This is a genomic window from Streptomyces sp. NPDC007084 (assembly GCF_040703595.1).
Classification (GTDB): domain Bacteria; phylum Actinomycetota; class Actinomycetes; order Streptomycetales; family Streptomycetaceae; genus Streptomyces.
On record NZ_JBEYFY010000002.1, the window covers coordinates 380,594 to 396,242 of the forward strand.

Below are 15,649 nucleotides of genomic sequence, written 5' to 3' on the forward strand. Positions count from 1 at the left end.
AACGGCCCAGGGGATGTTCCCGGGCCGGGACGTCGCCGCCGCTGTCGTCGTGGAGGTGACAGCGGCAGCGGGCCGCCCGAGACGCCGGCGGCCCGCTGTACGCGGCGACGGGTCAGCTGCCGACCGTGCCGTTGCCCGACAGGACCGGGATGTTGTCCAGGATGTGCGACAGCGGCTCGTCGCCCTTGGCCTGGGTGGAGTTCTCGGTGCACTGCTGGTTCTGCGGGGCCGACAGGATCGGCACGTCCTGGGCGACGGTGACCGGCACGAGGCCGACCAGCGAGGCCAGGTTCGCCTTGGCCGGCAGGCCGATGCAGGGCTTGTTCAGGGAGCCCTGGATGAGCGCCATCTGCGGGCTCATGTTGCCGTACGTGGCCTGGTTGCCGTAGATCTGCGCGGCGCCGTTGCCGTTGGTGGTGGTGACACCACCGTCGTTGCCGATGGCCAGCGCCTGCGGCGCGGCGGCAGCCGTGGCTCCGACGACGGAAGCGGCGATCGCCGCAGCAGCCATAACCTTCTTGATCACTTGCTGATCCCTTCTGGAGTAACCCCGTCCACCGGAGCGACCTGGACAACTGGACCCCGCTCGCATAGTTGCTGCGATTCACCCCAATGGCCCACGCGCACGGCGTGAACGGCATGTGCTCGGGCCAGAGCTTCCGTGAATTCGGACGGGGTGAACGGTCCGATCGGGTGACGCCGCGGAACCAATCCCGCCGGCTCCGGTTGAGGTGGGAGCAGGAATATGTGTCACAGGCAGGAAAGGAAACCCGGAGAAATGCTCAAGAAGGCAATGGCCGTGGCTGCTGTCGCGGCTTCCGTCGCCGGTGTCTCGGCGGCGGCCGCCCCGCAGGCGCTGGCCATCGGCAACGACGACGGCGTCACCACCACCAACGGGAACGGTGCCGAGCAGTCGTACGGTAACGCCGTCGCCAAGGGCGACCTGAGCCCGCAGGCCAGCCTCGTGCAGGGCTCGCTGAACAAGCTCTGCCTCGGTGTTCCGGTCAAGGTCAACGCGGGTTCGCTCGTCGGCGTCCTCGTCCCGGTCACCGTTCTTCAGGACGTGCCGGTGCTCTCCGCGCCGCAGAACCAGCAGTGCGCCGAGAACTCCACCCAGGGCAAGGGCGACGAGCCGCTGTCGCACATCGCGGACAACATCCCGGTCCTGTCGGGCAACGGCTCCCTCGGCAGCTGACCCCGCCCCGGTCCGGGCCGCGCGCCCCCGTCCGGCGCGCGCGGCCCGGACCCGCTCCTGTTTCCCCTCCCCGCGGTGACCCCTTTTCCCGCCGGAAATCCCGCTGGTGTGAAGACTCCCGGGAAACGTTTCCCCCTTTTTCCGCTGAAACGCTTCTGCCCTGCTGCCGCCCCGCCTCTTCAGGGCGATTCGAGTGAATTATCAAGCGGCGCGTGCTCCGCAGTTTCTTCGGTCGTTCCTCCCTCGTTTACAGCCCGCGGGTCATGGTGCGAGCCGTTCCGTTGTGCTCGCTCGGTCTCGGCCGACATAGGGGCATGACCGCAGAGAAGGGAAAGCACGTGAAGCACAAGAAGAGCGCTGCTGTCGTCGCCGGAGCGATCATGGCCCTGGGCGTGGCCGCCCCGGCCTTCGCGGACGCCGGAGCCGAGGGCGCCGCCATCGGCTCGCCCGGTGTCCTCTCGGGCAACGTGATCCAGGTCCCGATCCACATCCCCGTCAACGTCTGCGGCAACACGGTCAACGTGATCGCCCTGCTGAACCCGGCGTTCGGCAACACCTGCGTCAACGGCTGACGCTCCCCGGCACCTCAGCCGCCCCCGGCTGTGCCACGGCCGGCCTTGGACCGCAGTGCGGCCCGAGGCCGGCTTCCTCACTTCTACCAGCAGGAAGACAACAAGAGTGCGACAGAACCTGAGTAGGGGAGTGGTCGTGGCGGCGGCCGCGACAAGCATCGTGTCCCTGTACGCCAACCCGGCCTTCGCGGACGCCGGCGCGGTGTCGGCCGCCTCGGGCTCCCCGGGGATCGCGTCGGGCAACAACGTGCAGGTTCCGGTGAACGTGCCCCTGAACGCCTGCGGCAACACGGTCGACGTGGTGGCCGCGCTGAACCCGGCGTTCGGCAACGCCTGCGCCAACCAGTCCGGTTCCTCCGGCCGGCACGCGGCCCCCCGCGTCCCCGCCCAGCAGCACACCGGCGCGCACCACGGCTCCGGCCACCCGGGCGCCGGCCACGGGCACCCGGGCCACGGAGGCACGGGCTACGGGGACTCGGGCTACGGCGGCCACTCGGGGTACGGCGACTCGGGCTATGGGGACTCGGGCTATGGCCACTCCGGGTACGGGGACTCGGGTTACGGCCACTCCGGTTACGGAGACTCGGGGTACGGCGGGCAGGGGTACGGCGACTCGGGGTACGGCGGCCACGGTGGCTATGGCGGGCACGGCGGGCATGGCGGCTCCTCCGCGCACGGTGGGGCGTACGACTCGCCGGGTGTGCTGTCCGGCAACCACGCCGGTGCCCCCGTGGACGCCCCGGTCGAGCTGTGCGGCGACACGGTCGACGTGATCGGCATCGGGAACCCGGTGTTCGGCAACGAGTGCGGCCACCAGCACACGCCGGGAGGCTACGGGTCCACCCCGGACGAGCCCTGCACCCCGCCCTACACGCCCCCGCCGCCGCACGAACAGCCGCCGGTCGACACCCCGTTCACGCCCGTCTCGTACAGCCCGCCGCCCGCGGTCCACGAGCAGCCGCCCGCGCCGCCCGCCCCGGCGCACCACCGGGCCACGCCCCCCGCCGCGCTGGCCGAGACCGGCTCCGAGGGGCTGCTCGCGGCCTCGGCCGCAGGCGGCCTGCTGCTCGCCGCCGGCTCTGTGCTCTACCGGCGGAACCGGGCCGTGCCGCGTCCGTGACGGCGGCGCCGGGTGCCGGACGCGACGCGACGCGGCGTCCGGCACCCGCACCTGCCCGGCAGGTCAGCTCCGGGCGCCGAGTTCCTCGTCGAACTCCCTGCGGCGGCGCTCCGCGGGCGCGGGGACCCAGACGCCGCCCGGCCCGGTGCGCAGCCGCCGCCGCACACCCTGTACGAGCGTGCCCGCGGTGAAGCCGGCGCCCTGCACGAAGCGCATGGCCGGTCCGAAGGCGGAGGCGGTGACCAGGCCCGCCATGAACAGGCCCGGCACCGACGACTCGAAGTCCCGGCCCACGGCGGGGGAACCGTCGGGCAGGGCGCCGACGCTCGCGCGCAGCTCGTCCGCGAGCAGGCCGAGCCGCTCGCGCCGGGCCCGGAAGCCGGTGGCCGCGATGACGTGGTCGGTCTCCAGGCAGGCCGGCGCGCCGTCCCCGTCGACCGTCTCGACGCGCAGGCCGATGCCCGAGGCGTAGACCGACGTGACCTCGTGACCGAGCATCAGCTCGACGGCCGGTTCGACGCGGTCGCGCACCCACCAGGCGCCCGCCGGTCCCAGCGCGGTGGCCGAGACCCGGGCCCGGGTGGCTTGCGGCAGCCGGTGGAAGAGGCCGGGCCGCTCGGCGTAGAACCAGTTGCGCCAGCCGCACCCCAGGCCGCTGTGCGGGGCGCGGGCCGCCTGCCACCACGGCCGTTCCCGGGCGGGCGGCACGTCGTTCCAGTGCAGCCGTCCGGCGCGGGCCAGCACCCGCACCCGGGTGCCCTGTTCGGCGAGCAGCGCCGCCGTCTCCAGGGCGGCCTGGCCGCCGCCGATCACCGTGACGTCCCGGTCCCGGAAGCGGGAGAGGTCGCCGTGGTGACTGCTGTGCGACACCTGCTCGGGGCCCAGGCCGCGCAGCGCGGACGGCATCTCCACGAACGGCATCACGCCGACGGCCAGCGCGACGGTCCGGGCGCGCAGCACCTCGCCGTCCTCGGTCAGCGCCTCGAACCCGCCGGAACAGGTCCGCACGCGGACGACCGTGCGCTCGTCGACGGCGGGCACCGCGTTGCGGGCGAACCACAGCCCGTACGAGGCGAACACTCCGACCGGGATCGGCTCGCCGTGCCGGGCGGTCACACCCCGGCCGGCGCAGTACGTCTCCAGGCGCCAGCGGCCCTCCGGGTCGGAAAGGTTCGACGCCCAGGGCTCGGACTTCAGGAACATGCCGCCGGGCATGTGGTCGCGCCAGGAGGCCATGGGCCGGCCGAAGACGCGCAGGCTGAGCCCGGCCGCCGCGGCGTGGGACGCGATGGACAGGCCGTAGGGTCCGGCCCCCACCACCAGCAGGTCGTACATCAGCGGCTGCTCGCTTTCTCGTCGTCGGCATGGGAGTCGGCCCGGGACCCGGCGCGGGACTCGGCCCGGGGACCGGCCAGGAGGTCGGAGGGTGTGTCGGCCGAGGGGGCGGGCGGGGGAGCGGGGATGTGTACCGGCCCGGCCTCCGGCCGGGTGCCGGCCTCGCCGCGCGGGCGGACGACCGCCGGGTCCTGGCCGGCGGCGCCCGGCCGCTCCACCGGGGCCGGGGCCTCCTCGGCCGCCCCGGTCGCCGTCGCCGTCACGTCCTGCGCGGGCGTGAGCGCCGTCGTGTCGTCGGTCTCACGGGACGCGGCCGGTCCGCTCAGCAGGCGGCCGACGCGCTGGGTCAGGCGGAGCGGCACATGCCGGGTCCACCGGCTCCACATGGCCCGGCCCGGGGCGGGGTCGTCCGGTGCGTGCCAGGCGAGTTCGCGCCCGGCGGGGGCGGGGCGCAGCGCGTCGAGCGGCGCGTAGTTCTCCACGACGAAGGCCCGCCCCGGCCGGGGCGCCGGCTCGGGCAGCGGACGGTGGGTCAGGTCCAGGTGCAGGGCGCGGACGACGTCCAGGCCGCCGGCGTCCTCGAAGAGCCGGAACTGGGCGCCGGGGCGGGGGTTGAAGTCGAGCAGGTGGTAGTGGCCGGTCGTGGCGTCCCGGCGGAAGTCGAGGTCGAAGATGCCCCGGTAGCCGAGGGCGCCGGTGAGCCGTTCGACGAGGGTCTCCAGCTCCGGGTTGGGCGTCCAGTGGCCGACCGCGGTGAGGCCCGCGCCGCGCGGCCAGGAGAGCCGCTTGCGGCCGGCGCCGCCGCCGTGCGTCGCGCCGGACCGGCCGACGTAGCCGTGGAAGAACCAGTCGCGGTCGGGCCCCGGCGGCAGGAAGGCCTGGAGCAGCAGCGGACTGCCCGCCTCCGCTCCGCGCAGATACAGCTCCTGCGCCTCGCGCGCCGAGCGGATCATCACGGTGCTGCGCAGTCCGCTGCCGGCCGGGATCAGCCACGGACGGCTCCACTTGGCCATTACCGGCAGCCCCAGTTGCCAGGCCGCCGCGGCGGCCTGCGCCGGGCTCTCCGGGATCAGCGTCACCGGGTGCGGAACGCCCACGCTCGCGCAGACGGCGGCGAGTTCGGCCTTGTCGGCGACGCGTTCGGCGAGCGCGCCGGGCTGTCGCGGCAGCAGATAGCCGTCGGCGAGATCCTCGCCCATGCGGCCCACCGCCAGCGCGCTCGCGTCGTCCATCGGGACCAGCACGGCCGGCCGGGACACCCGGGCGGCCACTCGGCGCAACACCGCGGCGATCTCGGCGGTGGACGAACCCGGGCGCGGCGGCGGATGCATCTCGCAGACAAAACGCGATCTGCGGACGGGACTTCCCTCGGCGTCGGCGACGACATGGACCTCCACACCGGCCCGGCCGAGGGAGCGGACGGCCCCCAGAGTTCCGTGGTGAAAGGGATTCCGGTCGATGCGGAGCAGGACGGCGGGGACCCGGGTGTCGAGAATCTGCACAGGCTTTTCCTCTGGTTCGGGGACAGGGTCGTCGAAGGGGTGAAGGGGAATGATTCCGGGGTCTTGTCGGATACGGGCGGGAGATTCTGTCGGGGAGGCGCTGACGGGTGGCTCACCCTTCCGAGTGATCATCAGGGGCGGGGGCGGCGGACTCGGTTGGCGGAATGGGTATTCGTATGACTGAGTGTCAGTAATCGGATAGGAAAATCCGATAAGCGAAGAGGGAGAGAGGAGCAGGCATGGCCCCACAGCAGCATCGGCCCCGCAGCAGCAGGCTGGCGTTCGTCGCGGCCGGCATCGTCACGTCGGTCGCGCTCGCGTCGGGTCCGGGATACGCCGTGGGCGCCGGGGTGGGCCGGGTCGGCGATCCGCCGGCTCCGACCCCCACGGTGGTGGCGCCGCCCGCGGCTTCCTCGACCACCGCCGGGTCCTCGACCCCGCCCCCGGCCGCCCCCAGCGCGCCCGCCGCCCCGTCCTCGGCACCCGCCAGGCCGGCCACGGCAGGCGCCACGCCCAAGCCGTCCGCCGAACCGGCCGCCCAGCGGCCCGCCTTCGGCGCCTACCTGGACTACGGCGCCAGGGGTATCGCCCGCATGGCCCAGCTCAGCGACTGGCTCGGCGGCGCCGAACTGCGCGTGGGGCACACGTATCTGCCCGGCGACCGCTGGAGCAACATCGAGGGCGCCCCCGGCTTCCTGGACGCCTGGGCGGACTGGCGGCGCGAGCGGGCCGACCGGATGCTCGTCCTCAACGTCCCGATGATGGAACGCAACGAGGACCGCGTCTCCGACGGCGAGGTCCGCTCCCTCCTCGCCCAGGCCGCCTCCGGCGCGTACGACAGCCACTTCCGCAAGCTCGCCGAGCGTCTCGTCGCGCTGAAGGTGCCCGACACCGTCATCGTGCTCGGCTGGGAGATGAACGGCATCACGTACACCCATCGCTGCGGTCCCGACCCGGAGGCCTGGAAGACGTACTGGAACAGAATCGTCACCACCATGCGCGCGGTGCCGGGGCAGAAATTCAAGTTCGATTTCGCCCCGAACCGCGGCCGGGACGGTATTCCCTGGACACAGTGCTATCCCGGGGACGACACGGTCGACATCATCGGCATGGATTCGTACGATCAGCCGTCGGGGCTCTCGTTCGACGAGCAGGTGAAGGAGCCCTACGGGCTTCAGGAGCAGGTGGACTTCGCGAAAGCCCACGGCAAGCCCATTTCCTATCCTGAATGGGGCTTGTTCCGCAACGGCGACAACGCCGAGTACATGAAGCGCATGCTCACATGGATGGACGAGCACAAGCCGCTGTACAACACCCTCACCGACTACTGTCCGCACGGCGTGTGGCAGTGCGCGGACAACCCGAAGGCGTCCCAGGCCTACCGCGCCGCGCTGTACGGCCGGACCGACCCGACGGCCCCGCCGACCACCGAACCGACACCCAAGCCGACACCCAAACCCACTCCCCAGCCGACCACTCCGGCCACCCCCGTCCCCCTGCCCCCGCCCAACTGCTCGCCGCTGAACCTGGGCGACTGGGTGGAGTACTGGATGGGCGGGAAGCTGTGCCTGCGCTTCGACTGGTGGTCGCGCAACCGGTGAACCCCGGACGGCGGCGGGTCCTTCAGGGCCTGCCGCCACCGCGTTCCCTCCAGCTCCGCAGCAGCGCCTTGCCCCGCCGGCGCGCGGCCACGTCGCAGACGACCGCCGACATCAGCGGCGCCGTACGCCGGCGGGCGAGCAGCAGCCGCTGGTTGACGACGGGCTCCGGACGCCAGTGCCGCTTGTACGGTTCGTCGCCGCGCAGCAGGCTCAACGTCCCCCGGGCACCCGCCGCGGTATGCCGGGAACAGGCGTTCAGCAGCATCACCGCCACGTCCGCCTTGCGTTCCCGCAGCCGCGGATGGGCGCCGTACAGATAGCCGCCCGCCAGCAGCGGAGACAGCAGTGTGAGATCCACGGCGACCACGGACCCGTCGAGACGGAACTCGGTGACCACCGCGTCCCCGGAACGCACCATCGGGACCACCGAGCGCACCAGATGCTCGGAGAACCGCTCCTGGAGATGCTCGGTCGTCACCTTCCGGCCCTGCCACTGCAGCCGGTGCAGCTCCAGCAGCCGGCGCAGCGCCGGCTCCGCCTCGTCCGGGCCCACCACCCGCTGCTCGACCCCGAGCGCGGTCAGCTTGCGCAGCTTCGCCCGGACGCGCTGCGCCTTGCCCGAGGGCAGCCGGCCCACCAGCTCCTCCATCGAGGCGCCGGGCAGCTCCAGGCACAGCGAGTCCCGCACCCGGCGGCGCGGTCCGCGCCAGCGCTCGTAGATCCGCTCCACCGCCCCGCCGGGACGGACCTCGCGGAAGTCGATCAGCGCGCTGCGGGCGGCGGCCGACAGGCCCTCGGTGAGCGTCGCCGCCCAGCGGTCGGCCTGCTCGTCGTCGAGGAGCACGTCCGCGTAGTCGGAGATCGCCCCGCCGAGCGGGACCAGCGCCGGCAGCGGACGGCGCACCAGCATCAGCGGCGCGACCGCCCGCAGCTCCCCGCCCTCGCGGACGACCACCAGCCGCAGCCGGCCCGCCCTCCCGTACGACAGCCACCACGAATGCAGCCAGGCGTGGCTCTGGAACGCGGTGACCGCGCCGCATCTGCGGTACAGGCGCTCCCAGGCGGGTGCCAGTTCCGCGAACTCCCGCTCGTCGGTGATGAGTTCCGCCCGGGCCGTGCCGCGTCCACGGAGCTGGGGCGGTTCGGTCCGGAGCGTCTCGGTCACAGCGCTCCGTGCAGGTCGGCGGCGACGGCGGGCCCCGGCACGGCGGCGGACCGGCCGGCCTCGGCGGACCGGCGGGGGCGGACGAGCAGCACCAGACCCCCGAGCAGGCCGCCGGCGCTCGCGCCGACCAGACCCGTCACCGTCGGCGAGGGCGAGGACGCCGAGGCCGGCTTGACCGCGCGGGAGAACGACAGGAGCTGGACGTGGGTGTCCTTCTGGCTGTTGTTCGCGTGCTGGGTCAGCGAGCGGGTGACCGCGTTGGCCATGTCGGCGGCCCGGTCGGGGCGCGAGGAGGTGGCCGAGACGGCGACCATCGGGGCGTCCGGCGAGGTCGCCGTGCGGACGTCCGCCTGCAGCGTCCTGACCGGCACACCGGCCCACACCTGCGCGTCGCCGAGGACCGCGAGCTGGGTCGCGACCCGGCCGTACGCCTGGGCGAAACCGAGCGCGGCCGACGGGTCGCCCTTGTCGGTCGGCACGGCGATGACATAGCTCGTCGCCGTGTACGTCGGGGTCTTCACCACGCCGTACGCGCCGCCGAGCAGACCGCCGAGGACGGCTCCGGCGGCCAGCAGCGACCACGGCGGGACGGTCTTCGCCCGGGCGAGGGCCGTTCGCGGGGAACGGTGGCCCCTGGTGGGGTTTTCGGACATGAGGGACTCTCCAGTTCAGGTGCGCGAGACAGCGGCCGCGTACACGTCCATGAGCCGTGCGGCGCTGCGGGTGATGCAGTAGTGATGGGCGGCGTCGGCCGCCGCGCGGGGCGCCGGGCCCTTCGCCCGGACGCGGGTCAGGGCGCGGGCGAAGGAGTCCGCGTCGCCGCCGACCCGCACGGCGCCGCGGGCCGCTTCGGGCGGCAGGTCCTCCACGGCCGGGCAGGAGACGTACACGACCGGCAGTCCGGCCGCCATTGCCTCGACCACGGCCAGCCCGAACGCCTCCTCGGGGCTGGGGGAGGCGAGGACGTCCATGGCCGCCGTCAGCGAGGGCAGGTCCGCGCCGGGCGAGCCGCCGGCGGGGCGCTCGCCGGTGAGCAGCACCCGGTCCGCGACCCCGGCGTCCCGCGCGGCCCGGCGCAGCACGCTCTCCTCCGTGCCGCCGCCGACCAGCAGCAGCCAGCAGTCCTCAGGGAGTTGGGCCAGCGCCCGGATCAGCACGTCGAACCGCTTGCCCGCCGCGAGCCGCCCGACCCCGCCGACGACATACGCGCCGTCCGGCAGCCCGAGCCGGCGCCGGGTGCGCTCGCGCAGCACCGGGTCGAAACGGAAGCCGGCGACGTCGATGCCGTTCGGCACCACCTCGATACGCGGACCGGGCACGCCCCAGCGGCGCAGCCGGTCGGCGACCGTGGGGGAGACGGCGACGGTGGACCGGCCGAGCCGCTCGCTGGCCAGATAGAGGGCGCGGACCCCCGGGCCGAGCCGGCGGCCCTCCATCTGGGAGTCGCCGAGGGAGTGTTCGGTGGCCACGACGGCCTTCACCCCGGCCAGCCGGGCGGCGAGCCTGCCGTAGACGCAGGCCCGGTAGAGGTGCGTGTGCACGAGGTCGTAGCGGCCCGCCCGGATCACCTTCACCAGCCGGGGCAGCGCGCCGAGGTCGCGGTTGCCGGTCATGCCGAGGTCGATGACCCGCACCCCGTCGTCGGTGAGCCCGGCGGCGACGGCACCCGGATTGGTGAGCGTCACCACGTCGCACTCGACCGGCAGATGCCGCAGCAGCAGCCGCAGTTGCTGCTCGGCGCCGCCGACACCGAGGCCGGTGATGATGTGCAGGGCCTTCATCAGACCCCCTCGACGGGCCGCCGGCGCAGCCGGTGCAGCTTGTGCTTCAGGAGCATGCGGACGGGGGTGTCGTTCTCGCCGACGTGGACGCGGGGGAGGGCGTGCGGGCCGGTCAGCGGGCCGGGGTCGATCGCGCACCCGTAGGCGTATCCGGCGTCGCGGACGGCCGTGACGACCCGCTCGTCCAGGGTCCCGTAGGGGTAGCAGAAGCCCTCGACGGGAGCACCGATCAACTCCGAGAGCACCGCTCTGCTCTCGGCGACCTCCGCGTGCAGCACCGCGTCGTCGGCCTTCGTGAGGTCGACGTGGGTCAGCCCGTGCGAGCCGACCTCGACGCCCTCGGAGGCGGCGGCGAGCCGGATGCCCTGCTTGGACAGCAGCCGCTTGCGGGGGCCCAGCGGGTCCCAGCCGTTCTCGCCGCCGAGCCGGCCCGGCAGCACGAAGAGGGTGGCGCCGAAGCCGTACCGGTGCAGCAGCGGGAGCGCGGTGTCGACGAAGTCGGCGTACCCGTCGTCGAAGGTGAGGCCCACCAGGTCGCGGCCCTCACCGCGGGCGCGGGCGGCGAGCAGGTCCGTCATCCCCACCCCGCGCAGCCCGCGCCGGCGCAGCCAGCCCAACTGCTGGTCGAGCCGGTCCGGGGAGACCGTGATGCGGTACGGGTCGTCGGAGCAGTCCCCGACCGAGTGGTACATCGCCACCCAGGGCGGCGCGTCGAGGGAGCTCGTGCCGGTACGTCTGCTGCTGTCAGCGGAAACGGGCATGCGGAACCCTTCGTGTGACGGAACGGAGTGCGGGTGCGAACCCCTCGACCCGGAGGACCCAGGCCAGCAGGGCGAAGACGACGGTCACGACCGTGCCGCCGAGGACGAGGCCGAGCAGCGGGGAGTCCGGGCGGCTGGCGCACAGACCCCCGGCCACCGTGGCGACCAGGGCGGCCCGCAGCGGTTTGCCGATCTCGGTCAGCACCCGGCGGATGCGGATCGGCACACTGCGCGGACCCGTGCCGTACAGCAGGAGCACGGCGCTGAGGGTGATGCCGGAGGCGTTGGCGGCGGCGATGCCGCACACTCCCCACGGACCGACGGCCAGCACGCCGATCCAGGAGGTCGCGATGATCCCGGCGGCCATCGCGAACAGCGGGTACCAGGTCGGCCGGCCCGAGGAGAAGTACGAGCGCACCAGCGCGCCGACCAGGGTGTGGCCCAGCAGCCCGAGGGCGTACACGCGCATCACCGACGCCGTGGCCGCCGTGTCCGCCGCCGTGAACGCGCCCCGCTGGAACAGGAGCTGGATGATCTGCGGGGCGCAGGCGACGACCGCCGCCGTGCCCAGCAGCACCGTGCAGGACACCAGCGCGAGGTCGCCCTCCACCCGGTCGCGGGCCCGCTCGGTGTCGCCCTCCGCGATCGCCTGCGCGACCACCGGGAAGGTGACCGTGCACAGCATCAGGGAGAGGACCATCGGCATCTGCGCCACCTTCTGCGCGTAGTTCAGATGCGAGATGGCCCCGGCGGGCAGCGAGGAGGCGAGGAAGCGTTCCACGAGGACCTGGGACTGCCGGCAGAGCGCGAACAGCAGCACCGTGCCCACCAGGGTCAGGTTCATCGGACGGGCCGGGTCGCCCTGCGGCAGCTCGCCGCCCGGCTCCCTGCGCCGCCACTGCCGCCCCGCCGAGGGGAGCTGCGCCACCACCATCAGGGCGCCGCCGACCGCCACACCGAGCGCCGCCGACCGCACCCCCCAGTGGCCGCCGAGCACGAACATCGCCGTGATGATCCCGGCGTTGTACGCCACGTAGATCGCCGCCGGGGCGACGAACCGGCGGTGCGCCCGCAGGGCCGCGCTGCAGTATCCGGCGAGCCCGAAGGAGAACACGCAGGTCGCGGTCAGCCGGGTGCAGTCCACCGCGAGCCGGGGGTCGGGCAGGCCGGGCGCGAGCGCGTCCACCAGGTAGGGGGCGCCGGCGATCAGCAGCGCGCCGACCGCGGCGAAGGCAAGCGTCAGCTTCGGCAGGGTGGCGGCCACCAGGGCCCGTACCGGATCCCCCGCCTCCCCGCGCGCCCGCCGGGCGACGGCCACGCTGAACAACGGGACCAGCACGAAGGCCAGTCCGTCCTCGATCAGCAGGGTCGCCGCGAACTCGGGGACCGTCCACGCGACGAGAAACGCGTCGGTGTCCGACCCCGCCCCGAACAGATGCGCGAGCGCCTGATCCCGGCCGAGACCGAGAACGGCTCCGGCGATCGAGAGCGCGATGGTGACGAGCGCGGCCTTCGCGAGGAAGCGGTTGGAGGCGGCGGCTTCGGACGGGGCGGCGGCTTCGGACGGGGCGTTCTTCGGGGGGTTCGGAGGCGCGGGGGAGCGGCGTGGTTCCGGGGTGGTTGGGGGGCGGGGCGGGGCGAGGGGGTTGGGGCGGGGGAGAGGTGCGGCCGAGGCGGGTTCGGGGGCGGCCGGGGGTTCGGCGGCCGTCGGGGACTCGGTGGCCGGCGGGGGAGCGGTGCGGGCGTTGGGGAGCGGGGCACCGGTGGCCGCCGTAGCCCCGAACTCCATCGTCCCGAACCCGGTCGCCCCTTGCCCGGCCGCCCCGAACCCGGCCGTTCCGAAGCCGGTGGGCCCGGCTTCCGGGGTGGCGATGCCGACCGTCCCGGGCTCGGTGGGCCCGGCTTCCGGAGTTGCGATGCCAACTGTTCCGAGCCCTGGGAGCCCGGCTTCCGGGGTTGCGATGTCCGCCGTTCCGACCCCCGTCCGTCCGGCCTCCGGCGTTGCGAGGCCCGTCCGTCCGGCCTCCGGCGTTGCGAGGCCGGCCGTTTTGAAGGCCGCCGTTCCGAACCCCGTCGTCGTGTTCGTGCCCTCGGTGTCGGGCTTGGCCGGGGGCGCCATCGGCCCTGTGCTCGCCGTAGCCCCCGTGCCCGCCGGTCCCCCCGTGTTCGCGCCCTCGTTCGCGTCCGTGTCCGCGTTGTCCCCCGCCCTGGGCGGCGTCACCGTCATCGTGCCGTGGCCTCCTCGGGTACGGAGGGGGCCGGGGCCGCGGCCTTCGGGGCGGCCGGGGTCGCCGGGTCGACCAGCGCCCACCAGCCGATGAGGCCGAACACCACGGCGGTCAGCACCGTGGAGGGACCGCCGATGTCCGCGTACACGAAGTCGGTCAACTGCCAGACGAGCAGCCCGCACGCGACGAGCGCGCAGTCCGTGCCCGCCGGGACCGGGACGGGCCCCGAGGTCGGACTTCCGGCCCCCGGGGTTCCGGCCCCCGGGGTTCCGGGCGCCGGGGTTCCCGGCGGCGCGCGGCGTACCCGTACGAGTCCGCGCAGCGCGCACACCAGGAGGGCGAGCCAACTGCCCGCCAGGGCGAGCAGCCCGACGAGGCCCTGCTCGCTGAGGACGAGGAGGTACATGTTGTGCGGCGAGAGCAGCGCCTGCTTGTGGTAGGCGGACCCCGCGCCGGCGATGTCGCTGCCCGAGGAGAGCGCGAGCGAGGCGTGGCCGTCCCGGTTGTCCGGGAAGCCCTTCAACCCGACGCCGGTGAGCGGGTGTTCGCGCCACATGTCGGTGGCGGCGGCCCACATCGTGTAACGGTCGACCACCGACTGGTCCGGCGCGTCCGTGACCTGCGTGATGCTGGCCATACGCTCCTGGAGCATCGCCGTGCCCACCCCGAGACCGCCCACCAGGATCACCCCGACGGCGAGGACCACCGCGCCCACCTTGGCGGCGCGCCGCAGCCCCGCGAGGACCAACTGCCCGACGCAGGCGACCGTGGTGGCGATCCAGGCGCCCCGGCTGAACGACAGGGCGAGCGGCGCCAGCAGGGCCAGCGCGCAGCAGAGGGCGATCGCGCGCTGCCGCGGGGCACTCGTGCCGAGGGCCAGCGCCACCGAGCACACCAGCCCGAACGCCACGACCGTCGCCATGCCCATCACGTCGGTCGGCCCGAAGGTGCCGACCGCGCGCACGTCCTCGCCCTGGTAGGAGGCACCCGTCCCGGTGACGTACTGCTGGACGCCGACCGCCCCCTGCCACAGCGCCAGGCCGACGAACGACCAGGCCAGCAGCCGGAAGTCGCGCCGGTCGCGGACCGTGAGCAGCACGGCGGCGGGCACCAGCACGAAGATCTGGAGGTAGCGGGCGAGACCGGTGAGCCCGGCCCCCGGGTCCGACGCCCCGGCCGCCGCGACGGCGACACCGATCACGGGAAGCCCGAGGACCAGCGCGGCGGTCCACGACAGCGGGCGCCGCCGGTCCCGTAGGAGACGGATCGCGCAGGCGGCCACCACCACACCGGACATGGCGTCCGCGAGGTTCGCGCCGCCCTCGTCGGTGGGCGCGACCGGCAGCCCGAGCAGGGCGATCACCACGACGACGGGCAGCACCGGCAGCGCGCGCCGCAGCACCCCGGCCAGACTGTCCAGGGGGGTGACGGGCAGGGCGTGGCTCATCGGCTCAGCTCCCCGTCGGACGGACGAGCGAGGCGGCCGTGCGCAGCAGGATGCAGATGTCCTGCCACAGCGACCAGTTGTCGATGTACGCGTTGTCGAAGCGGCAGCGGTCCTCGATCGAGGTGTCGCCGCGCAGCCCGTGCACCTGGGCGAGCCCGGTGATGCCGGTCCGCATCCGGTGCCGGGCCGCGTAACCGGGATAGGTCTGGCTGAACTGGGCCACGAAGTAAGGGCGTTCGGGACGCGGGCCGACCAGGCTCATGTCGCCCCAGAAGACGTTCCACAACTGGAGCAGCTCGTCCAGCGAGGTGCGCCGCAGGAAGTGGCAGAAGGGGCTCATCTGCTGCTCGTTGGCCACGCTCCAGCGGGTCGCCGCCTCGTGCGCGTCGACCGGGCGGTGGGTGCGGAACTTCAGCAGGGTGAAGGGCCGGCCGTCCTTGCCGATGCGCTCCTGCCGGAACACCACGCCGGGCCCGTCGGTCAGCCGCAGGACCACCGCGCACACCAGCAGCAGCGGGCTGACCAGCAGCAGCAGCGACCCGGAGACCGTGACGTCGAGGAGGCGCTTGCCGACGCTCGACCGGCGCGGCGTCATGGAGAGCCGGCGGCAGGCGAACCCGGCCAGCGTGTCCCGGCCGTCCCGTTCGTACGAGGGGGAGTCGGCGTCGATCTCCCACAGCTCGCAGCCGGCCTCCGCCAACGCCCGCAGCATCGGGGCGCGTTCGGCGGTCGGCTCGACCACCAGCACGGACCGCACTCCGTTCTGGATGAGGGCCCGCTGCACCTCCTCGCCGGTCGTCAGGACCGGCAGGCCCTCGACTCCGGCCGGCTGGTCGGCGACGACGCCGACCGGCCGTACCCCGCAGGCGGGGTGCCGCAGGAAGGCCGCCGCCACCCGCTGCGCGGTCGCGGCGGGGCCGAAGACCAGGGCCGCGCCGGGGC

At 73.9% G+C, this 15,649-nt stretch carries 14 protein-coding genes; 4 read left to right on the forward strand and 10 right to left on the reverse strand.

The features are described from left to right. Window positions 1–112: 112 nt before the first annotated feature. Window positions 113–526, reverse strand: a complete 414-nt coding sequence (locus AB0912_RS03525) for a rodlin (RefSeq protein WP_366696248.1) — start codon at window positions 524–526, stop codon at window positions 113–115. A gap of 252 nt (window positions 527–778) precedes the next feature. Here AB0912_RS03525 and AB0912_RS03530 point away from each other — a divergent pair, with 252 nt between their 5' ends. From AB0912_RS03530 to AB0912_RS03540, 3 genes are all read left to right on the forward strand, one after another. After that, window positions 779–1,195: a rodlin gene (locus AB0912_RS03530; RefSeq protein ID WP_366696249.1), complete on the forward strand. Its 417-nt coding sequence runs from the start codon at window positions 779–781 to the stop codon at window positions 1,193–1,195. A 314-nt stretch (window positions 1,196–1,509) separates the two neighbouring features. Next, entirely contained in the window at window positions 1,510–1,767 is a 258-nt protein-coding gene (locus tag AB0912_RS03535) for a chaplin (protein ID WP_366696250.1), read from the forward strand. A gap of 106 nt (window positions 1,768–1,873) precedes the next feature. Continuing rightward, a complete protein-coding gene (locus tag AB0912_RS03540) occupies window positions 1,874–2,887 on the forward strand; it encodes a chaplin (protein WP_366696251.1) in 1,014 nt (337 codons plus the stop codon). A gap of 63 nt (window positions 2,888–2,950) precedes the next feature. On the opposite strand, the gene AB0912_RS03545 is transcribed toward AB0912_RS03540, so the two are convergent. Beyond that, the gene (locus AB0912_RS03545) at window positions 2,951–4,222 is read right to left on the reverse strand and encodes an FAD-dependent oxidoreductase (RefSeq protein ID WP_366696252.1); all 1,272 of its coding nucleotides are present in this window, start codon (window positions 4,220–4,222) and stop codon (window positions 2,951–2,953) included. Then, a complete protein-coding gene (locus AB0912_RS03550) occupies window positions 4,222–5,724 on the reverse strand; it encodes an ATP-grasp domain-containing protein (protein ID WP_366696253.1) in 1,503 nt (500 codons plus the stop codon). The genes AB0912_RS03545 and AB0912_RS03550 overlap by 1 nt, the downstream gene beginning before the upstream one ends. Window positions 5,725–5,963: 239 nt before the next feature. Here AB0912_RS03550 and AB0912_RS03555 point away from each other — a divergent pair, with 239 nt between their 5' ends. Next, window positions 5,964–7,325 carry a glycosyl hydrolase gene (locus AB0912_RS03555; protein WP_366696254.1) on the forward strand — a complete coding sequence of 454 codons (1,362 nt, stop codon included), beginning with the start codon at window positions 5,964–5,966 and terminating at the stop codon, window positions 7,323–7,325. A 22-nt stretch (window positions 7,326–7,347) separates the two neighbouring features. On the opposite strand, the gene AB0912_RS03560 is transcribed toward AB0912_RS03555, so the two are convergent. The 7 genes from AB0912_RS03560 to AB0912_RS03590 all read right to left on the reverse strand — a co-directional run. Next, window positions 7,348–8,490 carry a GNAT family N-acetyltransferase gene (locus tag AB0912_RS03560; RefSeq protein ID WP_366696255.1) on the reverse strand — a complete coding sequence of 381 codons (1,143 nt, stop codon included), beginning with the start codon at window positions 8,488–8,490 and terminating at the stop codon, window positions 7,348–7,350. After that, entirely contained in the window at window positions 8,487–9,143 is a 657-nt protein-coding gene (locus AB0912_RS03565) for a lipopolysaccharide biosynthesis protein (protein ID WP_366696256.1), read from the reverse strand. The genes AB0912_RS03560 and AB0912_RS03565 overlap by 4 nt, the downstream gene beginning before the upstream one ends. A 15-nt stretch (window positions 9,144–9,158) precedes the next feature. Further along, entirely contained in the window at window positions 9,159–10,271 is a 1,113-nt protein-coding gene (locus AB0912_RS03570) for a glycosyltransferase (protein WP_366696257.1), read from the reverse strand. Further along, entirely contained in the window at window positions 10,271–11,032 is a 762-nt protein-coding gene (locus AB0912_RS03575; RefSeq protein ID WP_366696258.1) for a polysaccharide deacetylase family protein, read from the reverse strand. Before AB0912_RS03575 ends, AB0912_RS03570 begins: the two co-directional genes overlap by 1 nt. Continuing rightward, window positions 11,016–12,821: a lipid II flippase MurJ gene (locus AB0912_RS03580; RefSeq protein WP_366696259.1), complete on the reverse strand. Its 1,806-nt coding sequence runs from the start codon at window positions 12,819–12,821 to the stop codon at window positions 11,016–11,018. Before AB0912_RS03580 ends, AB0912_RS03575 begins: the two co-directional genes overlap by 17 nt. A 434-nt stretch (window positions 12,822–13,255) precedes the next feature. After that, window positions 13,256–14,707, reverse strand: coding sequence for an O-antigen ligase family protein (locus AB0912_RS03585; protein ID WP_366696260.1), 1,452 nt, complete (start codon window positions 14,705–14,707; stop codon window positions 13,256–13,258). A gap of 4 nt (window positions 14,708–14,711) precedes the next feature. After that, window positions 14,712–15,649: exopolysaccharide biosynthesis polyprenyl glycosylphosphotransferase (locus tag AB0912_RS03590; protein WP_366696261.1), on the reverse strand; the 938-nt coding region annotated here is incomplete at its 5' end.